Below are 26,019 nucleotides of genomic sequence, written 5' to 3'. Positions count from 1 at the left end.
CCCCAATGCCCCCGGGGCCGCATCTTTTCGAGTCCCGCCTGGTCGTTCATCACAGCCGCGGAGAAGTTGCAACCGATACCCCGATCCGTCGGGTGCGGACCGTTGAAACTTGTGGAAGAGACCATCGGAAGGTCATATCTCGTAGTGTCGCGATACCATCGGACGGAATTGCATATACCGGTTTCGATAAGGGTGGATGGCGAAAACCCGGTATCACGGGTCAGATCACCAATGTCGGCAAACGTTTCTGAACATCCACAAGCTGCATCGGCAGCATCTCCTTCGCTGTGGTTCGTCCCAGTTCTTTCTCCATCAAGTCGAGGACGTGCATCAGCATTCCGGGCAATTATTGCCTAGATTGTAAAGCTTGGTTGGAGCGCCCATCGCATCGACGTTGTCGTCCGGAGGACGTTCGATCAGCCGCGGGATAGGCGAGTGACGTGGTCGATATAGGTGAGTCGCGCCGCATTCCGCGATGGTTGAAGAGTTTGATCGACCGGCCTTTAACGATCGCGTCAGCGAACAGGAAAATCGCCATGTCGGGGCGCCCCAAAGGCCATAGATCGTAAGGAACCGTAAGCCGGTGACCGGAAGCCGGTAAAGGTGGCTCTAAGAGTGGGCTATCAACTCATTGGGTCTCTTCCTCGGGGCATAGAAGTTGAGGGGGTGATCAGCCCTATGCCCCGTCGAAAATGGCAACTCGGCATCGGAGCCGTATTGGACGATGATGATGCGTAGATCAAATGACCGCAGGCGTTATGCGCCTTCCAGGACCGTAAGGAAACCTTTTGAGATTGGGTTCGACATAGGTGATCCAATTGGCCGCTCAGGCTGGCGCCCGGCATTCGATCGATCAGCCGCACGCCTACGCGCAAATCGATGCTTTGCGAACAGCTCGGCCATCCTCGACCGATGTCCAAGATCCACCTGGACAAAAGAAAAACGCGGATCACGGCGACAGAATGTCGAGCCGTGCGCGCTTCAGTGCGGGATCGTAGTAGCTGTCGAGGTTGTCCAATCCGACGACCCGGCGCGCCTCAGCGAGCAGCCGACGGGCAACATGAAAACCGATGAAGCCAGCTGCTCCGGTCACCAGAACCTCGCCGGCAACTTGTTCTGAGCGTGATGGCATTCTTGTCTAAATTACATGAGGTCTTCGTGCGGTGAATAGGGCGCCATCGATCGCAGCACATCAGCTCTCAACCGCGCCGCATCGTTACTGCGCAAATGGGCGCACCTGATAGTGGCGGCGGAGTCGAGCTGCCGATACCCGCTCGAACGGATTACTCCGTGCATCCTCCCCACTGTCTCAAGTTCCAGCGGCCAACCGTATGTGATGCCCGAGCGAACCCCGTCATCATTCATTTGCATGAAGATGAAGCCGATCAAACCTGCACAGTTCCTTCGGCGTCCGGGTTGCCGGACGTGCCCGTCGGCTTGGAAGTACGCGCCGTCTTACGATCGACGTCAGTGACTTGCGCGCAAACGGTGTAGTCAGGAGTGTTTGCGATGAAGATGGTTCGTGTTGATTCTCTCGGCGCGAATGTATCGAGCATCGGTTTCGGCTGCGCTTCGCTCGGAGGGCGCGTTGGGGCTCGCAGGGGGATCGAGGGGCTCGAGCGTGCATACGACGCCGGAATAACCTGGTACGACGTAGCGCCTTCGTATGGCGATGGGATGGCCGAGTCGATCTTGGGGCAATTCGCATCCATGAAGCGGGGCAGAGTCTATATCTGCACAAAGGTCGGGATGCGCCCACCCGATATCTCCGCGGCCATGCGAATCCTGAAGCCGATAGCGCGCGCCTCTCTTGCTGTGTTTCCCGGGATTCGGCCGCGCCTCTCCGCGATGAAGTCAAAGCCCTTTAAAGTGCCGTTATCAGCCGACCTAATCAGGACGAGCATCGACGACAGCTTGAGACGTCTTCGCACGGACTATGTAGATGTGCTTGCTCTCCATCGTCCGACACGCGAAGAGGTAGTTCGCGAAGACATCATTCGAGCGCTCGAGCGCATTCTTCAAGACGGGAAGGCGCGGGCGATTTCGATTGCGGGCGATAACGAGGGTGGAATTGGTGGCCTCCACGAAGCGTTGCCATACCGTCTGATACAGATCGCCAATAACCCGTTCGAGCCGAATCTCCAGAGATCAGCGGAGATTGCGCTGCGGGGGACGTTTGTCACGTATGGATCATTTTCGAGCCTCGATCTGCTTGTCGCAAAGATCGGATCGGACAGAGAAATATTAAACGCCCTGTGCGAGATGGGATATCAGGGCGATTTCACCGAGATTGCTGCTGCTTTTATCGTGGATTATGCGCTGGCAACAAATTCGGCAGGAGTCACACTGTTCTCGATGTTCAGAAAAGAGCATCTGGTATTCAATCTGCTCCGGTTGGCGCAAGCGCCAATGCTTCATCAACTCAAACGCTTAGCCGCCGCGTTCTCGAATGGCCCTCGGCAAACTGAGCGAATGTGCGGCGTCTCGAATGATCAGCGCGTCAAGAGATGCTGATCGCGGCGCGGGCAGTGTCTGCTGCCCGGATTCGGTCATGCGTGTTTCCCTGTAGCGATTAAGTGCAGAGCTATGGCATGAGGCCTACTCCTCCATCATCATAGAATCGGGGCTGCGTATGGTACAGCTCGCGCCCAAATACTAATCGCCAATGCTGTCGACGACTCGAAAAGCGCGGGGGGCGGCCCGGAGACCGCTAGGTTGAGCGTCTCGGTGAAGCGTGCGCAGCAGGGAAGGCCAAAGGTGAGGGCGCCAAGCCGCTGCAAAGGAGTTGTCCGCAGTTGCGGTTGCGCTTCGTGAGGCCGTTGCTAGATGCTTGGAGGCAGCCTATGTGCGGAATTGTTGGTGTCGTCGGGCGGGGTCCTGCCTCGACTATCCTTTTAGATGCGCTGAAGCGGCTTGAATACCGGGGATATGACTCCGCGGGTATTGCTACTCTCGAGGACGGTTCGTTGAGGCGTCGTCGTACCGTCGGAAAGCTCGCGAATCTCAAGTCTCGGGTCGACTCGGAGCCGCTTTCTGGGCGAATTGGAATCGGTCACACTCGCTGGGCGACGCACGGCCGTCCAGATGAGACGAATGCGCATCCTCACATGGTTGATGGTGTGGCGATTGTGCACAATGGAATCATCGAGAACCATCGAGAATTGCGCAATGACCTCAAAGCGGCCGGTGCCCACTTTACGACCGAAACCGATTCTGAAGTGGTCGCGCATCTCGTTAGCCGTGAGCGGAAGAAGGGGTGCGAACCGGTCGCTGCCGTGTGTAAGGTGCTCCCGCGCTTACAGGGAACGTTCGCGCTCGTGTTCCTTTTCGAGGGGTACGAAAATCTTTTGATCGGTGCACGAAAGGGCTCTCCCTTGGCCGTCGGATACGGGCGAGGCGAAATGTTCCTGGGCTCGGACGCGATCGCGCTTGCGCCTCTGACGGACATTGTTACTTACCTGGAGGACGGCGATCTTGCCGTCGTTACGCGAGAACAAATCAAGTTCTTCGATGTGAACGGCGACGCTCTGGATCGTGCGTCGGCGAAAATAGCTATCTCGGGTGTGGCAGTTCATAAGGGCGAACATCGTCATTTCATGGCCAAGGAGATCCACGAACAACCGACGGTCGTCGGGCAGACGCTTGCACAGTATATCCAGCCCAACGGTACAATCAGGCTGCCGAGAGGCGCGGATGTTGATTTCAGCACTATTAGTCGCCTCTCGATCGTGGCTTGCGGCACGGCCTTCTACGCCGGTCTCATCGCGAAGTACTGGTTTGAGCGGTACGCCAAGCTTCCGGTCGAAATAGATATGGCTTCGGAGTTCCGCTACCGCGAGGTTCCGTTTCGCGTAGGCGACGTCGCGCTTTTTGTGTCGCAGTCTGGCGAAACGGCCGACACGCTTGCCTCATTGGAATTCGCCAAGACCCATGGCCAGGGCATTATCTCTGTCGTCAACGTGCAAACCTCGACTATGGCGCGTGCGAGCGATGTCGTATTCCCTACCTTAGCGGGCCCTGAAATAGGCGTCGCATCTACGAAAGCGTTCACCTGTCAGCTGGCGACGCTGATGTGCATTGCAATTGCGGCCGGTCGGTGTCGTGGCGTACTCTCGGCCAAAGATGAGATAGCACTCGTCCGAGCACTTGCCGATACTCCAGGCTATATGGCTCGCGCGCTCGAGTTGGAGCCGAAGGTTCTTGAAATCGCGCGCGAGGTTTCAATGGCCGGCGATGCGCTATTTATAGGCCGGGGTACGAACTATCCCTTGGCAATGGAAGGAGCACTCAAGCTCAAGGAGGTAACCTACATCCACGCAGAAGGCTATGCGGCCGGTGAGCTTAAGCATGGACCGATCGCGCTGATCGAGAAGGACTTTCCTGTTATGGTGATTGCGCCGAGCGACTCGACTTTCGAGAAGACAATGTCGAACATGCAAGAGGTAATGGCTCGTGGCGGGCGCATTATCCTGTTAACCGACCAGCGAGGTGCTTCAGTCGCCCCGCCCAGTGCTTGGTCGGTGCTGGTGCTCCCGGATATGCCGCAGAGCGTGGCGCCGCTGGCTCTGGCGGTGCCGCTACAACTGCTAGCCTATCACAGCGCGGCAATTCTGGGAACGGACGTAGACCAGCCGCGCAATCTCGCCAAGTCGGTGACGGTCGAATAGTCCGTTCGCTCGCACGATGTCGACAGGGCTCCGCTTCGGAAAGAGTGTTTTCTCCCGAGGTCCGGACCCGAGCGGTTCGAATGGTTCTGGATCACATCCGGTAGCCCCCCTCGCGCTGGGCGACGTTGGCGTCAATCACGGCCAAGATTGGCTGCACGCCGCAGACACCGCATGACTGGGTTAAGAAGGCCGAAGTCGGTAGCTGCAGGCGTTCCGACGCGATGGCCGAGAAGCAGAAGCCCTCGAACGGGAGAACCGCGAGCTTCGGCAGGCCAATGAGATCCTACCAAGCGCCTATTTTGCGATGGCGGAGCTCGACCGCCGGTTCAGCCATGATCGCCTTCATCGACGATAGTCGTGGGGCGCATGGGTCGAGCCGATCTGCAACGTCTTGCCGACGGCCCGCCGACCTACCACGCCAATGCGGCGAAGCGGCGTGATCCCGCGAAGCTGTCGCGCATGCCAGGCAGGAGGTCGCGCTGAACATCGAGGTTCGGCGCGTCTTCGATCAAAACTTCTCCGTTTACGGCGTGCGCAAGGTCTGGCGGCAGCTCAAGCGCGAAGGCTTCGATGATGCCCGCTACGCGATGTCGCGGCTGATGCGGGAAATGGTTCTGCAAGGGGCCGCGGCGGCAAATCCGTCAAGAGCACGATCACCGACAAGGCCGCGCGAGGCCCCTGATGACGTCAATCGCCAGTTCAAGGCACGTCGCCTTCGTCATGGACGCGTATGCCCGAAGACTCGTGGGCTGGCGTCCTCCCGCACGGCGCACGTAGGCTTCGTGCTCGAGGCTTGGAGCAGGCCCTGCACGATCGCGACCAGTCCATCGCGGCGAGCTCGTGCATCATAGCGATAGGGCGGCCAATATGTCTCTATCAAGTACTGAAGCTGGCGTCGAACTTTCTGTCGGCAGCGTCGGAGATTGCTATGACAAACGCTCTCGCCGAAACCAGCAACGGTCTCTACAGGGCCGAAGTGATCGATCTACGCGGACTATGGCGCAGCTTCGAGGCCATCGAGTTCACGACCGCTGGGATGGGTGGACGGGATCAACAACCGGCGGCTCCTCCGAGCCCATCGGCAGGATTACCGCCGGCCCAGGCCGAGCAATGCTACGCCGACCAACGCTACTACGGCTGGAACGACCGGGCCATGGCGGCATAACTTAAATCAAATGGCCTCAGGCAACCCGGGACGGTTCAAAGGTGACATTTGGTCGAGCCTTTGGCAGCGCGAGTCGAGGGACCGGAGCGGCGCCCGAACTCGACTGCTCTGACCACGCACTGAACCTCTAGGCAGGAGCAGGTAGCGGCCTTCCCAAGATGTTCTCAACTTCTACGGATATGAACGCACAAGGTTCTGTCGCACGCCCTCCACCGTCCTCCGGAGCAGATCGTAAATGGAATCAGTACCGCGCTTCGTCATCTTGGTCCGCCCTCGCAACTCTTCAACCTTGATCAAGTCGCGCGGGGCAAGCTCCAGCTCAAGATCAGTGATCCGCTCGAAGATGCCAGCAGCGATCGCCTGTAATTCTTTGGCGGTCAACGATCTGATGCGAGCTCGTCTCTGAGTATGTTCGGAACATCAATAGGATGGCCACAGGGCGATTCCAATCCAGATCCAAACCGCAACTGGAGGGCGAGCGCAAGCTCTCAGCGCGCGGGCAGCCTGTCCATCTGGGCGAGGACACGAGGCGGTAAGGTGATGCCGGACAGCTTCCATGTTGTCCCACAAAGCGCCTACTGATGCTGCCACCGTTCTCGCCCTCGGCATGCCGCAGGCAACTCGACGGGCTTAACGAGCCTGATCCGTCCGGCAATGGCGAAGATGTTCGAAACGTCTAGTTCTGCCAAGGACCACATCGATCCAAACGTAATGTCGCCCGCCGCATTGCGAACTGTGCAGCTTTTCAGAAGGACTGACAGGTTCGCCGGTGTCATGACTTTGGCGGTGAGATCATCGGCGATTGTTGAGGCAAAGGTGTTGATTGCCATCCGCTCATTGGTCGGACTGGCCGTTTCTGCTCAAAGCGATCCAGGGGAGGCAATCACCTGGTCGAGGGAGTGGCGGAGGCGCGTCATATCCGTCCGGGCCACGATTCGAGCGCGACATCTGCATTCCGAACGGCCGAAACCAAACCTAGTAGCGAAACGAAAGCCGATTTTGGCTTTAGACGCCCAAACAGAGCATGACGGCGTCAAGCGTCCCGACGAGCCATTTCATGCCATTACTAGGGAGGCTGAACTTATTCCAAGCGACCGGGCATAAGGCGTTAGCAGTCATCAAAAGCGCTCACGAGGCCGATCGCAAGCAGAGCAACGGCAAGGCAAGTCCAGATGGCGGGCGAACTCGAAACTGATACCGCAAAAAGGGCTACGGCGCCGAAGACACGATGAAGCCGAGATGCATAGGCAACCGCTTTGTCCATAGGTCGAATGGCACCTTGGTCGTCATCAGACTCGCCAGCCAAATGTTCCAATTGCGCGGGCGCTTTCAATCCATAGGACTGGCGCAGAACCTGGTCAGTGATTTCGAGGGATTCTGGTCGGAGATCCGCCAGCAATCACTCCGAAACATCAGCCACGGATAAACACTGGTTCACGCCCACCCTCGCGACCAGAACACCGAGCCTGCACGAACACGAATAACCGATTGGAGAAATGCAGTAGGACTGACTTGGAGACAGTTTTACCACGGCTGCGAAAGGGTGGAGCTGCCAGAATGGCCAGTTCTTCTTTGGTCGTCTGTACCTCGGCCTTGGTCCACTGCTTAGGTTTGTGGTTTCGCACGGCCAAGCTCCGGTCGCACGGTGCTTGCAACCAAGGCAAAGCTGCGGCAGAATTTTTGTCACTTGGGCAGGCTTTCATATTTCACTTGGTCTTTTTAACCCGGCTTCATTCGAGCATGCGCGGGCCGCAGGGAAGATGATGCACAGATCCTGCGGCGCCGCATGCTGAGCAGACCGCAAGTCGACGCGACCACGGCCGATGCCGCGGGAGTGCGTCGAGCCCGAGTAATCTACTCCTGACCAGGGTCCTTTTTGCGACTTCTGCACTGTCTTCTGAGGGACCTCGGCACAAGTGCAGTGACAGGGCCGCGCGGCCCCGCCTTCCTTGAATTCCAAGGCCAATGACAAACCACCGCTCCGAACAGACCGCCACGATGTCAAGAGAGATTGCGATAGCGCTTTGGCCTTGGCAGCTGGTGCGTGATCGCGTTCAGTCCGGCTGCAGTCATCGCGACCGTTACCGGCAAAGAAGAACCAGTCGGCTCCGGTAGGAGACGCGGCTCTCAATTCCATGCGTAACGCGGTAATCGTCACCTAGCCGCCATGACAACTTTGTACCCGCTAACTTCTTGACGGACCGTTCTGCCTGAGCTGTCGGCCCGCCTTCTATACGTCTGACATTCCGCAGTCACCCTACTTTCCCGCGGCAATGGCCACGTGGACAAGATCATCAACGTCCTGCAGGACGGAAGCTGTGGGCGGCGGCCCCGCCAACGCGGCTACAAATGGCGAGGCCGCCTGCGCTCCGGACAGGGGGCTGGGGCTTGGAGCCCGGACGCCGCTTCATTCTACGCCTGATGAGTGAGAACGATGATTGTGCGAAAGAGGCACCCCTTCAGAGTGTCGTAGCTGCCTAGCAAGTATTTCGACCCAAGCGCGGGGCCGGCAGGGGCGCCTCGCTTCGAAATCAGGTGGATCTCGGTGCGACGGCGACCGTAGGCTTCGCAAATAAAGCCGCGGTTCGAATGTCCGATCGCCGCGTAGTCCGGCCGGCGATGGTGCGGGGGTTGGCCGGTGATCTCGAAGCCATTCCCGTCGGAGTTCCGCCAGGCAGCCACTCCAAAACAGCGCCGGCAAAACCGCCGTGACAAGCATCGGCACGGATAGAAATTGCTCACGGGCACCTTGCGACCAGAACACCGTGCCTAAGTGAACACGGATAACCGATTCGAAAGATGCAGTATCACTGACTTGGAGCGAGTTCTCCCTAAGTCGCGTAACGGTGGATCAACATTCTGGGACTTTTTCCCCGAGGGGCGGGCTCGCTGCTGTCCAGGACCGAGCTGTATGACGACCGGCTTGAGGCCGCTCGCGAGGCGACGGTGTCGGGAGCTGGACTAAGCCAGTCAGTCACTGCTCTGTACAGCGCTTAGGCAAGGCGCTGGTGGTGGGGGTGGCTGGGAAAGATCAGCAGTACAGAAAGAGCATCTGAATGGTCGAGCTGAGGCGGTAAGAGTCCGTCAGGAGGTAGCAGTACAAACTTGTCGTCGAGAGTGGTGACGAGTACCGCGGCACGCATGGCATGCGACTACCTGAGCCGGCCGGTTTTTCTTTGCAGCCAATGGGGCGCGACGACTGCAGCCAGACTGAATGCGAACACGCACGCAGCCGAAGGACCATGCGTCGCAATCTCTTTCGGCATCGTCGGGGGCCGCTCCGAAGGGGGGCAGCTACGGTGTAATTCAAGCGAACAAGGCGGAGTGCAGCAAAGCATTGTCACCGCACTTTGTGCCCGAGGTCTCTTAGACAAGCGTGGAGAAAGTCGCTTGCATGGTCATACTGTGTATCGCCTCTCGCGGCTTGACGGGCGCGAGGCTTAGGATGTGACCGATTTTTTTCGATCCGAGCAGCTCTGCCCCGCCTGACCATTGCTGAAGCAACCTTTCAGGAATGTCTTCTCCTGATCCAAACAGCTTCAAGAGACACTGCTCGGCATCGGGCTTGTTGTCGTGATGAGCCTCCGCTGCATAAAGCGCAAACAAAGCCGCGGAAGGCATCGCGAGAAACAGCAGGTTTTTTGCTATCACCACGTCCCCCGGCAAACCGAGCTCTTAAAGTTCTAGGAGAGAAGCGAGCAGAAAAATGCAGTCGAGTAGTCAAAAATGCGACAACAGAACTCACTTACTCGCAACAGTGGTGACGACGTGGCGGCTTCCGGGAACGCACCAAGGGATCCTGTTCAACAGCGCTTCAGCGGTCACGTGAAGAGGCCGTCTTAAGGCGGCCTCCTGCGCGAAACGGCTGATCAAACCGTGCTCAAATCACGGTCACGGCATTGCTGCCGTTCTGCGCTCGGGGAAAAATCAAGGGTAAAACTTGCAGCCCGGAGGAAAGCATGTCAACGCGGCTCGCGTTTGCTCAGATGAATCGATAGGGAGACGGGAAAGTAGAAGTTTCTTAGTGAACGTCAAGCTCAGTTCCAGGAGTCGAATTGTTGCTTCGACTACACTGCATCGTGCAGACCGCAGGAGAAATCAAGGTGCGCCCCCTCGGGCATTTGATGCTGCGGGGCCTTAGCGAGGCACCATTCGAGCCGCTCACGCCGAAGATCATCCGCAGCGACACGACAATACATGGAGGTCTTTGCCAAACCTGAGACGGATGAAGCTGCCGCCAGAGGTAACGGCTGGTTGGAAATACCTGAGCTATTTGCTCACTGTGCAAGCGCCCGTCCTCGCGTGGGAGATTGGCATGGTGAACGCCGTCAGACTCTCGCTTGTAGGCTGCCCTTCACGTATCGTGAGGTGGGGAGTCTCGGTCTCCACAATAAAAGGGCCCCTTTAAGCCGGCCCTTCGTCATTAAATCGAGGTGCGCTCAGTACCTCGCGATGCTCGGACCTTCAGCGATAGTTCAAGCGGACCAGCCCCATGTCAACTCCTTGTCTAATCCGGTCGCTCCGCCGAAACCTCCGATGCGCGTAGTGAGTTCGATCGTGCGATCATCCAGGAAAATGTGATTGTACTCGACGCCAACGGACCAATTCGGTGCAAAAGCATATTTGAGACCTGCGCCGACGGTGCCGCCCCAACAGGGTTTCACAAGCGGACGAGAAGAGTGCTCCGGTCGGAATACCGAAGACATCATAATACTTGCCGCCCACGACCGCGTCGCCGCCCTTGACGTAGAACAGAACATTGTTCCAGGCGTAGCCCCCTGACCAGTGATCAGACCGAACGAGTAGATGCGCTAACGATTGCGAGCCCAACGCCGGAATCGCGCTGAGCTTCCCCCCGTAGCGGGCCAGTTGTCTTCCGGCAGCACGAGCGACCAGCAACTTTCTTTGGGCACAATACCGTCCTCCACTTACAATCAGGACGCCGCGGTTGATCGATATAAAAATGCGAAACTTGCGCCCGCGACAAGTTGATCCTTACGCTAAGTAACGTGAACACGAGGCCGCAGCATGGTACTGCTGCGACCCGGGCGGTCAAAAATTCCCGGATCAAAAGGTCGAAATGAAATATGCAGCCAGCCCCGGTAAAATCATCATATCGCAGCATTCCTGGCTTGCGATGCGTCTATTTCGCAAGCAGGCTTAAGGTGCATGGAGGTGAGGGAAGCGCCCTCTGCGCTGGCTGCTGGCGGGCCTTCCAACTCAAGCAGAAGGCCACGTGTGTCCCCCACCGGCTAGTCCCCCATACGGCACCTTGCGTCATATGCGATGACACCGGGTTTGAGGCTCGGCCGGTTTACGCTGACTGGCCTTTCAGCTTTGGATTGACTGCAGCACTAGCAGGGCTCTTCAACGCCGCCTCGATGGTGTTGAGCCGCGAACCTCGACGAGATCTCCCCATCTGCCGCTTAGGTTTCAATGATCTGGACACTTTAGTAACCAGCCACAGATCACTGCCGCAGCCTGCGCACTCATACAGCTTCAGCTCGTAGCATTTGGCCACGGGGAAAATAGCTTTGAGCAGTCGAGCTTGGCTACAAACCGTGCATCCGGCTTCGCCGTTCACGATTGCCTCCCGCAAGTAATTTGGCCGCAATGAGAACTGAGTCTTGGTTCAAGAGCAATAGCGGCTCACCTGGCGGGGCCTGTTTTGGATACGGCAGCCTTGTAGTCGTCCGGAGATGTAAACCCCGACTAATGGAATACCGTCGTCGCCTTTGGGCGGACCGGCCATGGCGCGCGGCGGTGACACGGACAAGGCACCCACCCACATCTGCAATAGATGTCGGCGTCCAATGGAGTTTCTCGCGATGCTCCCGGCAATTGCAGAGCTACCCGCCGCCTACGCCTACAGGTGCATGCCCTGCCGGAGAGTTGAAGCTGTCGGTCTGGGCCGAGGGAAGGCTCCGCCAGACGATGACTTGGCTTAAGCTGGAAAAGCTGGGGCGAGCGCCTTCAGCTGCAATGAGACGAACTCGTCCGCGGCATCATGAGTGGCCTTCTAGCCAACTGGGTCCGTTGCTCCGGATGCCTTTGCTCGGTGCCCTCTGCTGGCGACGTAGTTCGAGCATGTGTTTCTCTAGAGGCAGATGGCTACTTCTGGGGCGCGACGCTGGCCAGAACCGCGAAGCTGGCTTCTTGTCTTCAGGTGTTGGTCTCAGTGCGTCGGTAGCCGGTCCACCACGCTGGACAAAACCTTTGGCGGCAACGTGATGCCGAATAGCTTCTACTCCATCCCTTCGTAATGCAGGCTAACGCTCCCGGCGTCCTGATTTTCTCCGAGCTTCACCGCAAACTCGACCGGCTTCATCAGCGTTATCCGCCCACCGAAAACAAAGATGTTCGAAACGTCGAGCTCGGCCAAGGACGTCATCGTCCCCAAACGTAATGTCATCTGCTGGATTGCGGACGGTGCCACTCCTCAAGAGGACAAGTTTTCGAGAACTTCTTCGATTTCCGAGAACGTGAGCCGGATAGTTTGGGCTCGTGTGCGCTCCAGCTCTCTCCGTAGTGGACCGTAACCGAACATACAGCTCGTCACGTGGGTCCGTCGTTGCCGCTCCCGGGAATGTTGAAATCCCGGGCCGCAAGCTACAGCTCGAGCTCAGTGATCCGTGCGAAGATGAGAGCAGCGATTGTCTCGGACTCTTCAGCGGTTAATGATCGAATGCCCGTTAAAGGTAGCCCGTCCTAAGAACCTTCCCCACAAGCAATTAGGTGGCGAGATAGTTAGACCGGCAGACGAAGCCAGACGTCTTTACTGCTGTCGTAAACGTAGAAGGTGACAGACTGGACCGAGTTCGCGCGAAACGGCAAAGTCACCCAACGCGCTTTTGATGTTGTGAACGGCATTGCGTCGCCGGACCGACGCGGAGAACATCGCCTCTATCAGTGCGGCCAAGCTCATCCCGCGGACCAGCACGCTGGTGCAGCTTCGTCGCCGTGAGAAAGCAGGAGGGCGGTCACGATGATCGCAAAAGCGTCGGGGTTCTTCAGAGCCACAGCAGGTTCGCTTCGCCCAGCAAAAGCATGATGCCGGATGCCGGCCCCTTTCATGCAAGCGACATCGAGCCGTCGCCGAGATATCTCAAAGCGACAAATGCCAGGGGCCCAGCCGCCCTTGCGAAGCTTCGATCGGCAGCTTGATACACCGCCACGAAATCGTAGGCCAATGGGCTTAGCCACCCGTTGCCAACTCGGCGCGACGAGCGAAATTCGCGTTCGGGCATCGCGATCGTATCCTGAAGATTGGCGCACCGAGCTCGGAGGTTCAGCGCGAGCATGGGTTAGGAGAGGTTGGCTGGGTCGGGATTTCCTGCCTTTCGCTCCTCCTCTTGGGATCGCTCTCGAGCATGCGGACCTGTCGATCCAAGTCGGAAAATAAGAGTGTGGACGTGAATGATGTGGTTGCGTCGAAATGGGATGTGGGTGCATGTGAACGCTCCATTTGAAGCAGACGCCCTTGCGCCTGTTTGTTGATGGGCGACGAAGCAAGAGAGGTGCAGGGACCCCGACAGAGAAGGCCGGAACCGACACCAATTCTCGGCACGGCTTATGCTCCGGATTTGCCACCGAGATTTTGCTCATTCCCCGGGGCTGGGAAGCTGCCGGCCGCAGATTATTAAGCCGGCGGCGTTTCTTTTCTTCTGAAATGAATGATGATTAATCTGCCCAAAATTGATCGAAGCGTGCGCCGCCTTAGCCGTCTAACCGAGTGGGTCGTTTCCTTTCGGCTCTTGCAAGAATTTTGGCAGGTGTGCACGCGCTTCGCGATCGCGCGGAGCCGGGCGGTCGGACGGATCACGGCCGAGCTTGGACTTCAGCTCGACGAGGTCGGTGAAGACGTCGGCCTGGGCGACGCAGCTCGTCGGCGATCATCGGCGGTTGGCTTGCGATCGTGGAAATCACGGTGACCCGCACGCCGCGGCGCTGAACGGCCTTGACCTGGGAGCGGAAGTCGCCGTCACCCGAGAACAGCACCATCTGGTCGATGTACTCGGCGAGCTCCACGGCGAGCTCGATGTCCGTGTTGCCCTTGACCTTGCGGCGGCCGGAGGCGTCGATGAACTCCTTGGCCGCCTTCGTGACCACGGTGTAGCCGTTGTAGTCGAGCCAATCAATCAGCGGGCGGATCGAGGAGTACTCCTGATCCTCGATGATGGCGGTGTAATAGAACGCTCGCGTCAGCGTCCCGCGGCTCTGAAACTCCTTCAGCAGGCGCTTGCAATCAATGTCGAAGCCCAGAGTTTTCGCCGTCGGGTAGAGATTGGCTCCATCGATGGAGCGCGATCTTGTCGGTAGAGCAAGGTGACATCAGTTCACGCTTTCGGTGACGCAGCGCGGGGATTAAGCTGGAATCATCGCGGGCGCGCGACGCGGATGGGGCGGTCGCATTCTATATAGATACCTACCGCGGATCGTCGAGGAGACGGATGCCTTGACCTTCTATTTTCGATGGGAATCGAAGTCTGACGATAGCCGAGAGTTGGTTTGTCGCATTTGTAATATGGGCTGTCCAATTCCAGGTGCTCATTTCAGGGTGCTCGCGCCATGACGGTTGGCGGTTTCGCTCTGTTTGATTCCACCCCGCGGCCGCGGCTGGCGGTGGTCCCTCTCAGCTCCAGGCGGAGACATTCTCCGGGTCGGAACCGAGAGCAACCGACCCGCAGCTCAATACATGGCTGCTCGAGCCGTGTCCCAGTTGCTGTGACAGCTCCTTACCGCAATGGAATGAGATCTAAAGATACGGCGGCATGGTGACGTCGGCCTGAATGCCACGAGGCGCTTCGGTGGTGGATCACTTAGGTCGACGAGGACGTCGCTGCTATTGAGGCGGGTCTGCAGTTCGGAGCGGGTGAGCGCAACCGGATACGTTCGAAGGACTGGTGCACCGGTCTCGTCGCTGCACTCGGCCCCGCGTGCCGCCTTCGCCGTCGCTATGCTCACGCTCGTGCGGTGCCATTTTGCGTCTAGGCGATGCACCCTTGGAGCATGCTTGGTTGGGCCTTCGGCCTCAGGCGTGCTAACGGCCGGAACGGATCAGGGCCGGACGGAACACGGGCGCCTCGCAGATCCTCAGCGAGAGTGCCCGGTCCTCACCGGTGCGCGCTTCGAGCATGATGTCTGGAGTTCTCGGATCTCCGCGACGCACTCCGCGAGTCTCTCTCGCAGCTCGCAAGACCGCCGCGAACTGACCAGCCATTCAAAGTGCGGTGACTGCAAGTATCTCGATGCCCAACAGCGGGGCCGGCAGGTACGCCCCGTTGAACCAGGTAGGATCTCGGCGCCACGGCGAGCGCAGGCTTCGCAGCCGCACGTAGTTGTTTTGTGTTCTATGGCCGTCGGTACTCCTCATGGGTCTATGAACCAATGCTAGGAACCGATTGGCCGGACCATGGTGCTCGTCATCACCTGTGCTCACGCGGGCAGTAGACTGGATAAACGCCGGCCCTTACAGAGGGACGCGGGGCAAAGCTCATACCTATTCTGACGCGGGAATGGGCGTGTTTCCAAGCCATGGAACGGTCCAAAAGCTGGGAGCACTCCCGCGCTCCTGAGACCTCTGTGACAGCCCTCCTTACCCGGTTCTTTCTCTCAAACTGAAGAATGGCTCGCAGGGGACGTTGATCCGAAATAGGCTCTCCGAGCTACGTGCTTATTCACGCGGCGTTTGGGAAAATCATTTTTACGAGCAGCAGATGTTACTCCTGAGAGCTCTCGCCCTATTCACGATCGCTGCATTCGGAGGCGTCATTATCGCCGTGGGATTTATGCCGAGACCGGCGTCGGCCACCAAAATGGAGGGCAAACTAACCGGACGAAATGTCGCGAACTAACGGTCTGTCCAGAAGCGCGCCGCCGAAGCCTCGACTTCAATGACCAAAAAGGGCCCCTACAGTGAATATCCAAGATGGCGGCGAACAGAGAGTAGTCTTGGACCTCAGGTCTCCTTTCCGTTTAGGCAGCACTTGTTACCTATTCCTCATTACGTTTTGGCCGGAAACGGATTGGGCAGATGCAGGTGCGGTGCCTCAAACGCAAAGTGATCGTCGACATTGGATCGACCAAGTGGTTCTTTGACGGCGGCCTTCGCAGGACGCTTGCGGGCGATACCAGAGAATATGAAAGGCGCTCGGTGCTCATCGAAGCTGTTTGCAAGCCGGGAAGAATGGCACTCCCAGAGGAATTGCCGAGGCTTTACGGCTTCGGGATCCGCGACAATTTCCCAAATTGTGCTCCGCACGATTCCGTGGTTACAATCATCTATTGCCGATTGCAGTGATTGGAGCCCACATGATCACGGCCGCCAAATGCAAGGATCTCGCAACGCAATACAAGGCCCTTTCCTCAGTCCCGAACACTTCTAAAGACCGGACTTTTTTATTGAGAAATATAGCGAAGAGCTTTGCGGGCGTTGCGGGGCAACTGGACAGACTCGACTCTGTGGTTAGAGCCGAAGAGTCGCAAAGGCTCTCCCGGGCCGGCTAGCAGCAGGGCCGCCCCGACATATTTTGTTGTGCCCTACGGGGCCGCATGTACGATGAACCCGCGGCGGCCGCAGCGTCGACGCATATTTGCGTTTCGGAGGGAAGCCCGATGCGCCTTGTATTGCCTTATGTAGGAATTTGTCTCTGCGCGTCAGTCGCAGCGTGGTTGTCCTTTACGCTGATCTATTGACGAGCAGATCATCATCAGGTTTCAGCAGCCGCATATAGATACCGCTCTCGTGCAGATCGAGCCAGCGCGCCTGACTGGATACTTGATGCCGGCGCCGAACTCCGTGCTGCTTCCCTTGGTGTAGAGGAATGGATAGTTGATCTTCTCAATGTGGGCTTCGGCGTCTTGTACCGGCTCGCTGCACGGATCCTGCTGCGCAGCACGCTGAGCAAACCAGGCGCAAGCCGATCCCCGAGTACGGCTGATCCTACGAGAGCGCGTCGAGCCGGAAATCGAACCAGCGATCACACCGGCCATTCAGGCCCGGATGCTGCGGGTCATATGGCAGTCTGCCCCTTCAGCAGGGCTATGGGACGGACAATGGCCGGCCCGTACGGAGCCAGATCCGACGTTAACCGAATCTGGGGTATTCGCGTTTAGGCGTTTCGCTGTGTTTTTCGAGGCGGGAAGAACCGGCAATCGGGGGGCGTTCCTTTGAAGCTCCGGGCAGTGTCTCGGAGCAGCGTAGAGTAAACTTCCGGCCTCAAGGGAATTCATCCTCCTTCGGGGACGGCTTTTTGGAAGCGGCGGCGTTTGCCTTCGGCCGGGTCGGCGCCGGGCGCCTTCTGGCTCACGACAGGCAAGCGAGAATGGCGAGGACCACGTCCGCGCCGAGATCGCCCGAGCACATCGATGAGAAAATGAAGATGTCTGCGCGCTTGTCGTATCGAGTTGCGATACGTCGGAAGCCCTTGAGCCGGCAGAACATGCGCTCGATGACGTTTCGACCTTTATATGCTGCTTTGTCGTAGCGATGCGGATGCTTGCGGGTCGGATTTGGCGGGATCACGGCCTTGATACGGCGTGCGGCCAGTTCGTCGCGTAAGCTCTTGGCGTCGTAGGCTCGATCGGCCAGCAAGCGGCGCGGATTGCGGATCATGCCGATTAGGTCGCGTGCACCGACCAGATCGTGGGTGTTGCCCGGGGTGATGAGGAAGGCCAAGGGACGGTCGATATCGTCAGTCAGCGCGTGGATTTTGGTGGTCTGCCCGCGCGACGTGGCTTGGAAATCGGCGTGCGAACTAACTCACAGGCGACGAGCACGTGGGCTGCTACTATGGCGTCATTGCTTGGCCAATTCATTTTTGAGAACACCCCAGTGCTCTCTCCAAGGCACTGGGGTTTTTCATTTGGATCAGGCATAAGGCGGATGGCCACCGATCCGCACCCAAACGGGCTGACCACCTATTGAACGCCCGGGGGCTGCCGGACTCTGATCGGCCGCATGGGGCAGCATCAGCACGGCCTCGAGGACCTTGAGGTTCACCAGCCGAGCGAGGTCTTGAGTGCGTTGAGCACCATAGCTTCGATCGTGGAACGGGTTCGAGTTGGGCAAGATCGTTCTGATACAGTGCAATCAAATCGGAGAAAATGCCCCGGTTGCTCTTCGGGTTTGGAGCTCGAATCGGGTTTTCCATCGATTGATGGAGCGCTCAGCTTTGATTCCCCTCTTCGGCATCACGTCGCCGAACGAACGTGTTCGCGACGTAGTGGCGCTTCCTTCTGATCTGGACGAGCCGGCTTCCGGAGCCCGGCTTAGTAAAGGTCGCCACTGTGTGCGCACTCACTCAGAATTCGTGTGCGCTACGCGTGCACCGAGAGATCAAACGCGGTACAAACGTGTGCATTTTGGCTAATCCTGGACGAGCCGCGTGCACAGATCCAGCCGACCGCTGCTCAAGAGACGCTGCGATTGAGCCAAATTCGTAGGCATATCCTCAGGGTGAGTTGCCGTCGCCGTGCGCGGAGTGTCGTGATTCAGAAGGCTGACGCCGTCATACTGTACAGTCCTGACGCAATCTGGAGCATTGTCGGCCAGCGCCTGCTGGACAACACATGCTCGCTGAGGACCGGGCGCCATGAGGAAGACGGCTGCTGGCCGTCTTACAAGCGAACCTGAGCCCGACAGGACGGCCGCAAGGCCCTCGCGAATGAGGGGACGAGTACAGGCTGTGATCGACGACCCTCGCTGCACAATCTGCGGAATGAGTTCTGATTCGAACCGCCGACAACCTGCTCTGCCAGAGCTGGAACGAACAGATGTGGAGAGATGGCGAGCCGGCAGGGGTCGCCGAAGGATGGGCCTAGTCACGGTGCTGGATCGTTCAAGTGATCAGCCTGCCTCCGAAAGAACCGGAAGCCGTGAGCGGCACAGCACCCTGGTTCTGCTGGGAATAGGCAACGCATCCATCTTGGGATAGCGCTATGTGGTGTGCATCGTCGGCTTCGATTGCACCAGGTACGAGCGATCGTCGTTTTCGAGTTTTGCCGCTCGCGGCGACAGCTTGCGACGAATAGGTCTTTAATCTTAGTTATGGCTGGCGCAAGGGCGTGTGATTACAGTCATCAATTGCCAATTGCAGTGATTGGAACTCACATGATCACGGCCGCCAAATGCAAGGATCTCGCAACGCAATACAAGGCCCTTTCCTCAGCTCCCGACACTCCGGACAACCGAGCTTTCTTATTGAGAAATATCGCAAAGAGCCTCGCGGGCTTAGCCGGTCAACTGGAGAGACTTGATACGCTGATTAGAGACGAGGAGTCGCGGAGGCGGGCCTTAGCCCGATAGAGAGCCGCTCTATCCCTTGTCTCGTCGAGTCCGCATGCACGATGGGCCGCAGTCGGCGGCAGCGCCGACGCTCGGCCCGTGCTGCGGATCAGGTGCGGACCTCCGAAGACACGGCCGATTTGGTTACTGGGCGAGCGATCTAGTTGCAGGGCTGAGGGAGGGGCAACCGCCGGAGCTGGCTCCGGTTCAAGCTGGCGGGCGCACCGCAAATACGAAGGCGCAGCGGGAGGTTCAAACGGCTGCGGCCGCGCATGGTCAAATGAAGCCGGGTTAAAACACCAAGTGAAATATGCAGCCAGCCCCGGCTAAAAAATTCTGCCCCAGCTTTGCCTCCTTTGCAAACACGAACCGAAATCCATTGAACGAGCATTTGGTTCTGAGAACGGACCGATCTCTCCAGGGCGAAACCGGAGCGCGGAGCGTGCAAAACCACAAACCTAAGCAGTGGACAGAGGGCGAGGTACAGACGCTGATCAAAATGATTGACGAAGGCTCGACCACGGCTGAAATCGCATCCGAGCTTGGAAAGTATATCGCGTCGGTCAAACGCGACGCCAGCCAAAACCTTACGGGGTCGCTGGAAATGGTTAGGCCCGTGCGTCTTGCGGCAGGGGAATCGCATATGGATTTGAGGCCAGTATTGCTTTGTTTTGGCAAGGTGGTTTCTGGGAACGACTCCCACAAGGCGGAGGGAGTCGCATGGGGAAGTTCAAGAAGGCTCTTCGGCGGTTGTCCGACCCGCGTGCGGCGAACGCACGCCACGATCTGCTGGAGGTGCTGGTTATCGCCCTGGCCGCGGTCCTGTGCGGAGCAGAGACCTGCTCGGACATGGCGGAGTTTGGACAGGCCAAGGAAGACCTGCTGCGGCTGTTTCTGCGCCTGGAGCATGGGATTCCCAGTCACGACACCTTCAGCCGCGTGTTCCGTCTGCTCAAGCCGGACACCTTCGAAGCGGCGTTCCGGCGCTTCATGGCGGCGTTTGCCAAGGCCAACCGGCTCAATCTGACCGGAGTTATTGCGGTCGACGGCAAGGCGCTGCGAGGCGCCTTCGAGCGCGGTTCGCGCTACGAGCCTTTGCACCTGGTCAACGTCTTTGCGGTGGAGGCGCGAATGTCTCTTGCCCAGCAGAAGGCTCCCGGCCGCAACGAGACCAAGGGGGCATTGGAGGTGTTGGCGCTGCTGTCCCTCGAAGGCTGCATCGTCACGACCGATGCGCTGCATTGCCATCGCGCAATGGCCAAGACGGTACTCGAGCGCGGTGGCGACTATGTGCTGGCGATCAAGGCCAACCGTGGACCTCTGTTCAAGGCCGTGGTCGGGCAGTTTGCCCGGTCCGGCAAGCGCAGCGCCGTCAAGACGATCGAGCCATCCACCCACGACCGGCGCGAAGCGCGCCGGGCAACCATCATGCGCAATACCAGCCTAGCTGCCGTCCATGGCTTCCCGGGCGTGGTTGCGATCGGCCGCGTCACCTCGCGCAGGCAATTGCAGGGCAATCGCACCGAGCCGTCGGTCGTGCGCTACTACCTGCTCTCCAAGTCCATGTCCGCCAAGCGGCTGCTGTCGGTCACGCGCAGTCATTGGACGATCGAGAACCAGTTGCATTGGGTGCTCGACGTCCACTTCGACGAGGACGGCAACCGGGCGAGAATGGACAATGCTCCCGAGAACCTCGCCATCCTACGCAGGCTCGCGCTCAACATCCTTCGATCTTGTCCTGGTCCCACCTCCATACGCCGGAAAATCAAGCGTGCAGGCTGGGACGACAGCTTCCTCCTCGCCCTGTTCGGCCATATGCGATAGCCCTGCGTCTTGCGGACAGCGTCGCGTCGGGCCGCGAGCGCGGAATCCGCGCAATTACGAAAGGAACGTGACAAGAGCGAGAACAACGTCGGAGCCGAAGTCTCCCGAATACATGGAAATCAGAAATCCCGCGCCGAGAGCAGCTACAATCACTTTGAGCGTCATCATTGACATCTCCTCTTTAGTCGCAAGGACAAATGTAGGCTCGGTCTGTTTCCGGAGTGCTTCGAGGGTTCAGCAGATGGTTTCGTTCACTGAGGTGTTATCAAACGGCGCACCTGCAGGTGCTGCGGTTTACGCCGCGGGCCCTTTAGCTCGGAACAACTGCTGCACGAGGGCGCTTTCTCGCTACGTCGATGATCTTGAATGGCGTACCGGAAGGAAGTCACCCCCTGACCGGTTGCGCGCCAATGATTTTGACACTCTGGTCACAAGCCATAGATCGTTGCCGCAGCTCGCGCAGTCATAGATCTTCAGTAACCCTTGGCCACGGGAAAAAGGGCCTTGAGCACTCGTGACTGAGTACAAGCTGTGCATCCGGCTTCGCTGTTCACGATGGCAGGCTTATGCCGAGCGCCGATCGATCCGCACCGGCTGGGCGCCTATTGACGCTCGTGGGTTGCCGGAGGCTGATCGGCCGCATGAGGCGACATCAGCGCGACATCCACGAGCTCGCGCGCATGGAGCGGCCTGGAACTGGCGGAGGAGAGCAGGGTGCCTGGCAAGGCTGAGGCATTGCCCCAGACGGCCGTAAACTACGGTAGCGAGGCTGCGAAATGGACGTGGCCAGGATCGTAGTTTGCGGGGAGGAAAAGCACGGTAGAACGGCCAGCGGCGTCCGCTCGTGGGCTTTACCGGTCGCACCAACCTTTTCCCCGAGCAGTTCTGTCGTGGGCGAGTCCGCAGGGCGCCCCCGAGCCAGATGGGGGTGCGTCAATGAGCAACGTCCTCCACTTGGTGGCGGTACTGATCTCGAAGCTTCTTAGTTCAGTCAACTGAGTCCTGCTGTGCCGGCCTTTTTTCTTTAGAAAATTCCCGGATTACGGCAGGAGCCGTCCCAGCATTGGGAGGCTGTGGCGATCGTCCGTAACGACGTGGCGTCCGGCCGCGGGAGCGTATAGGTCCGGATCAACGAGATAGGGAAGTCCTTTGGCGTCGGGGTTGCCCCTAAGGCCGCCGTTTTTTTACCGCCGTCCGCCGTTCACGCTGTGGGCCTTGTTCTCGGTTGGACCAATCAGCATCCGCTTGACGTCTTCGGCTTGCTGCATCGTAAGGTCGGTCGCCCAATCGGTCCCGATGAGAGCCGGGCCTTTGCGTTCTCGATCATAGACCATCCAACCCCTCGTTCCCTGCCGTATGATAAATCTGGACTGTGAAGGCGCATGCTCATCCGACAAAGGACGGTTCTCCCCGAACTGCCTGGCGCAATTCGGGTGAGGTAATTCGAACGATCGCGCACCACATTTGCCTATGTGAATCAAATCGGGAAAAGTTGGCAAGCTCCTGTGCAGGAACCATCGCCGATCCCGGGGTGGCCTATATCGTTTGGAGTATTGAATGATCGCGGTCCCAAGGATCATTTTGATTCCATGGAAAGCGACCGGGATATTTTGTCAATCGGGCGAAAGCTAGCGCACTGTCGCCAGCTCGCGAAAGATTTTCCGGACGGCCCAACGGCGAAGCATATCCGGGAGCTTGAGGAAGAACTGAGAGCTGAGCTAGCAGCTGAACTACGCAGCCTCACACGGCAGTAAAACCTCTGCGGGCGGCACTCTCAAACCATCGACTTGGGCTGGCTCCCGGCGCGCCGGATGGCGCCGTGCTGCTCACAGGTATGGCAGACAAACTGCGGCTGGTTCAGATAAGCAAACATCGTTGCGCCGCCACCTTCTGCGACGAGAGCTAGCGCCTCCGTACGGCTTGCCATTCCGGCGCAGCGTGCTCGATCTTCGGCAGCGCGGCGATGTACTCACCGGCAGGAGCAGGGTCACCAACCTGAGGCCGGCTACTACTATCGGTTCTTCGAAAGGCGAACCCAGCCTTCTCATTTCGTCTTTCGAAAACGGGCGAGCTCCGCTCTTGCCGGAGTGTCGAGGAGGTATGATGTCCGCCGTCCCTTTGGACGTCCGACGACGGCTGGATCAGCGAGGGGCCGCGAGGTGCTTCGTGCCGAGGCGAACTGAGCAGAGCGGACACCGGTGGTCCTCACTCATCGCCTCAGTTCTGGCTAAGCGCTCCCTGTATTCCTCGGCTGCTGCACTGGTTTTCAATTCGGACCCGGATCTCGTTTTAGGCCCACAATGAATCCATGGCGCCGACAGATTTGGGCCGCATGGCGGCCCAAGTGGGCCGCGAAGGGTGGTCCCGGTGAGGGGCGCAACACCGGGAGTTTTCGATGTCCGGTTATTTGCGATTTTACTTCGCCGGCTTGGTTCTTGTTGGAACTCTTGCGGCGACACCTGCGGTCCCCGACCCTTTTGCCGACTTGTTCAATGGCGCTCCGCGCGAGCCCGCAGCAACCTCTTTGGCGCAAACGCAATGCTTGCCGCGACACGGCAACACGACCGCGGACGAGACGCATTGGGTCTATCAATTCGACGGTCACCGTAAATGCTGGTTCCTGGCCGAGGGTATCGCGAAGGTGAAGAAGACAGTTCTTCCTCGCGGGGCCGAAGATCGCACCGCCAGTTTGGACGAGAACGGGAGTACGCGGCCCAGGCAGACCGCGGTGGTTGATGCGCGCACGGAGTTGCTGCGCTCCGCACCGGCCCAGCCGTCCCAGCCGCCTGCAGCCGAAATCAAGCTGGCTGATGCCGCTTCTGTACTCGATATGGGCACCGTGACGTCAGCGGTACCTACCCATCTTCACAGCCGGCGGCTTACGCCTGAGCACTCCATGCCGGGCCAAGTCGACGTTGAGCAGCTCCTCGCGCCTGCGCTCTCCGGCTCACCCCCACAGGTGTGCTGCTGATGATGTTTGGTGGCTTCTCAATCCTAAGCTCGAGCCGCACGCTTCGGCACGCGGTGAGTGAGGTAGCGCAATCGCCTCGGCAGGTACGCGCGTCGCCGCGGGGTCGATGAATTCCAGGTATCGCCGAATTGCCACACGTACAAAGGTTCCGCGGGCCCACACTTAGTTTACCACCGCCTTAGACCGACATTCGATTACGATGACGGTCCGCGTTGGGATGGGATTGTGTAATGCGGTACAAAGCGTTCGTGGTGGACAGCAGCCGGCAAGTGATCTGCGTGGCAAAGCTCGACTGCATTGACGAGCAGGCGGCGAGGCGGCGAGCCGAGCAAATGCATCGCGAGCACGACGTTGAGCTTTGGAAGGCGATCGATTTGTTGCTGTGTTCCGAGGTGCAACGACAAACGAAAATCGGGGTGAGCGCGCGATCCTGAATAGACGGCCGGTCTCGCGGCCGCGCTGACGTTCGAACATGCGAGTCACACCAGTCTGCCAGGTTGCGGACATATCGCAGGGCCACAGTTGTCGAGGCTCGCTACTCGGCGGATGAAGGTGCCAGCCTTACTCCAAATGACGGCAGACGCGAGGATGGCCGGTCATGCATGCAGGCGGATCACGCGAGTGAACCAACCGGGGCCAACCTTCGGACCTGGCGGGCCCTAAACGGCTCTTGCTCTGCTGCCCGCTTTGGTACGCCATCTTCTGCGATAGCTCTGCGCTCGTGTATGTCGGAGCTTACTTCGAAGCTTCTCCACCTGGCTAAACTCCCCACAAGCGTCTGGAGCCGCCTCTCCGTCCGGTGACGGCTGCCTTCTCTGGTTAAGAGGAGTGCTGTGTGACAGCGCTTGTGGACAGCAGTAAGGGCAGTGCTCAGGTCGAACGGTTCGAGGTTGTTGAGACTGGCCGGCGTCGTCGATGGACCGACGATGAGAAAGCAAGATCGTCCTGTAGACTTTGCAGCCCCCACGAGCCGTTTCATCGACAGCCCGGCGATACGGCATCTCGCGCTTGCTGCTGCTGACTTGTGGCGATCGTTTGCGGACCGGCCGGGGCTGTGATGAAGAGCATTGCCCCGGCTCTCTGCCGGCAATGGTGATAGCGGATCCGCCAGTGCGATCGACAGCTCTAGCTAGATCGACAGCCCGGCGATGCGGCATCTCGCGCTCGCTTCCGCTGACTTGGTGGCGATCGTTTGCGGCCCGGCCGGGCCGGTGATGAAGAGCCTCACACGGCTTTGTGCCGGCAATGGTGCTGCCGGGTCCGCCGCCAGTGCAGTCGACAGCTACGTCAGCGAGCGGACGCATGGAGATTGTCTCCGGCAAAGCTTATCGAGTGATCGTCGATGCCGGCATCGATATGACCGCGTTGTCTCGTGTGTTGGATCTGTTGGAGCGGCGATGATCCTGATCGCAGCAAGGTCAAAAATCTGGATCGCAACTGGTCACACTGACATGCGCAAAGGCATGCAGGGCCTGGCGTTGCTGGTGCCGGAGGGCGCTGGGCGAGATCCCTCTGCCGGCGACATTTTTGTGTCCGTGGTCATGCCGGCACGCTCAAGGCGCTTTGGCACAACGGGGTCGGGCTGTGGCTCGGGATACTCGCAATTGTCTGCCTTGGCACGAAACTCCACCCCACGCTCCCGCCAGTATTTCGGCCTGTGCATCCGCTCGATGCCCACGGCCAATCCCCTGCGAATTGTGCCGTTGTTTCTTAATGGTAGCTCCAAGTGTTCCCTAAAGGGATCGCGCGTGACGATAGCCCGGATCGAAACTAGGCCAGTCCCCAAGATCAAGCTAGGCCACCGACGATGGAAACAGGCTAGTACCGGGCAGCGAGTGAGAGCAAGCCAGTAACGAGAACGGATTGCGAACCGCGGCTGCGCCACGTCAACGTTCTCCTTGGTTAAAAGCCGTCATCGACCTGTCCCGCCGGACGTCTAGCCATGAGCGGACGTTGCTTGCGGGCCGAAAGAGGCCGATACAGTAGCTGGACGCCTCGCGAATGCGGCCAGTTCGTGAGCAAATGTGAAGTGAAGCAAAACCCTCCCAGGTTTGTCCGATACTGATGAAAAGTGAGTGTCACTGTTTCCTCAGGTTCGGTATTCGCG

At 58.8% G+C, this 26,019-nt stretch carries 9 protein-coding genes, 6 pseudogenes and 1 other annotated feature; of the genes and pseudogenes, 7 read left to right on the top strand and 8 right to left on the bottom strand.

The genetic code is table 11. From position 1 onward, the window contains the following. Positions 1-146 precede the first annotated feature (146 nt). A pseudogene (locus IVA88_RS32530) lies at positions 147-1,132 on the bottom strand (NAD-dependent epimerase/dehydratase family protein); the annotation flags it as partial. A 377-nt stretch (positions 1,133-1,509) separates the two neighbouring features. On the opposite strand from IVA88_RS32530, the gene IVA88_RS28035 reads away from it, so the two are divergent. The 3 genes and pseudogenes from IVA88_RS28035 to IVA88_RS28025 all read left to right on the top strand — a co-directional run bounded on the left by IVA88_RS28035 (position 1,510) and on the right by IVA88_RS28025 (position 5,832). Beyond that, entirely contained in the window at positions 1,510-2,514 is a 1,005-nt protein-coding gene (locus IVA88_RS28035) for an aldo/keto reductase (RefSeq protein WP_247500456.1), read from the top strand. Positions 2,515-2,843: 329 nt separating this feature from the next. Further along, complete coding sequence (gene glmS, locus IVA88_RS28030; RefSeq protein WP_247500455.1) at positions 2,844-4,667, top strand: glutamine--fructose-6-phosphate transaminase (isomerizing); 1,824 nt, start codon at positions 2,844-2,846, stop codon at positions 4,665-4,667. 80 nt (positions 4,668-4,747) lie between these two features. Further along, positions 4,748-5,832: pseudogene (locus IVA88_RS28025) on the top strand (IS3 family transposase). After that, positions 4,959-5,072: a sequence feature (AL1L pseudoknot), on the top strand. Its footprint overlaps the pseudogene before it by 114 nt. Positions 5,833-6,003: 171 nt before the next feature. Here the strand turns inward: IVA88_RS28025 and IVA88_RS28020 are convergent. From IVA88_RS28020 to IVA88_RS27990, 7 genes and pseudogenes are all read right to left on the bottom strand, one after another. Further along, positions 6,004-6,213, bottom strand: a complete 210-nt coding sequence (locus IVA88_RS28020) for a hypothetical protein (protein ID WP_247500454.1) — start codon at positions 6,211-6,213, stop codon at positions 6,004-6,006. Positions 6,214-9,198: 2,985 nt separating this feature from the next. Next, on the bottom strand, positions 9,199-9,498 hold the full coding sequence (locus tag IVA88_RS28015; RefSeq protein ID WP_247500453.1) for a hypothetical protein: 300 nt from the start codon (positions 9,496-9,498) through the stop codon (positions 9,199-9,201). Between the two features lie 773 nt (positions 9,499-10,271). Further along, positions 10,272-10,655: pseudogene (locus IVA88_RS28010) on the bottom strand (outer membrane beta-barrel protein); the annotation flags it as partial. A gap of 491 nt (positions 10,656-11,146) precedes the next feature. Next, entirely contained in the window at positions 11,147-11,416 is a 270-nt protein-coding gene (locus IVA88_RS28005) for a hypothetical protein (RefSeq protein ID WP_247500452.1), read from the bottom strand. 660 nt (positions 11,417-12,076) lie between these two features. Continuing rightward, on the bottom strand, positions 12,077-12,214 hold the full coding sequence (locus IVA88_RS28000) for a hypothetical protein (RefSeq protein ID WP_247500451.1): 138 nt from the start codon (positions 12,212-12,214) through the stop codon (positions 12,077-12,079). A gap of 1,342 nt (positions 12,215-13,556) precedes the next feature. After that, positions 13,557-14,164, bottom strand: a pseudogene (locus IVA88_RS27995) (NYN domain-containing protein). Between the two features lie 2,973 nt (positions 14,165-17,137). Beyond that, positions 17,138-17,554, bottom strand: a pseudogene (locus tag IVA88_RS27990) (IS5 family transposase); the annotation flags it as partial. A gap of 699 nt (positions 17,555-18,253) precedes the next feature. On the opposite strand from IVA88_RS27990, the pseudogene IVA88_RS27985 reads away from it, so the two are divergent. From IVA88_RS27985 to IVA88_RS27970, 4 genes and pseudogenes are all read left to right on the top strand, one after another. Then, a pseudogene (locus IVA88_RS27985) lies at positions 18,254-18,466 on the top strand (hypothetical protein); the annotation flags it as partial. Between the two features lie 1,371 nt (positions 18,467-19,837). Next, a complete protein-coding gene (locus IVA88_RS27980; protein WP_247500449.1) occupies positions 19,838-20,941 on the top strand; it encodes an ISAs1 family transposase in 1,104 nt (367 codons plus the stop codon). Positions 20,942-23,336: 2,395 nt separating this feature from the next. Continuing rightward, positions 23,337-23,912, top strand: a complete 576-nt coding sequence (locus IVA88_RS27975) for a hypothetical protein (protein WP_247500448.1) — start codon at positions 23,337-23,339, stop codon at positions 23,910-23,912. A gap of 230 nt (positions 23,913-24,142) precedes the next feature. Further along, a complete protein-coding gene (locus tag IVA88_RS27970) occupies positions 24,143-24,346 on the top strand; it encodes a hypothetical protein (protein ID WP_247500447.1) in 204 nt (67 codons plus the stop codon). Positions 24,347-26,019 lie beyond the last annotated feature (1,673 nt).

The organism is Bradyrhizobium sp. 149 (assembly GCF_023073915.1).
Taxonomy (GTDB): Bacteria; Pseudomonadota; Alphaproteobacteria; order Rhizobiales; family Xanthobacteraceae; genus Bradyrhizobium.
The sequence above is the reverse complement of the archived record's forward strand: the minus strand, read 5'-3'. Positions and strand labels throughout refer to the sequence as shown.

What these genes read in the sequence shown, in the direction of transcription:
- IVA88_RS27970 (WP_247500447.1), top strand. Translation starts at nt 24,143, where the DNA reads ATGCGGTACAAAGCGTTCGTGGTGGACAGCAGCCGGCAAGTGATCTGC.
- glmS (WP_247500455.1), top strand. Translation starts at nt 2,844, where the DNA reads ATGTGCGGAATTGTTGGTGTCGTCGGGCGGGGTCCTGCCTCGACTATC.
- IVA88_RS27980 (WP_247500449.1), top strand. Translation starts at nt 19,838, where the DNA reads ATGGGGAAGTTCAAGAAGGCTCTTCGGCGGTTGTCCGACCCGCGTGCG.
- IVA88_RS28035 (WP_247500456.1), top strand. Translation starts at nt 1,510, where the DNA reads ATGAAGATGGTTCGTGTTGATTCTCTCGGCGCGAATGTATCGAGCATC.
- IVA88_RS27975 (WP_247500448.1), top strand. Translation starts at nt 23,337, where the DNA reads ATGTCCGGTTATTTGCGATTTTACTTCGCCGGCTTGGTTCTTGTTGGA.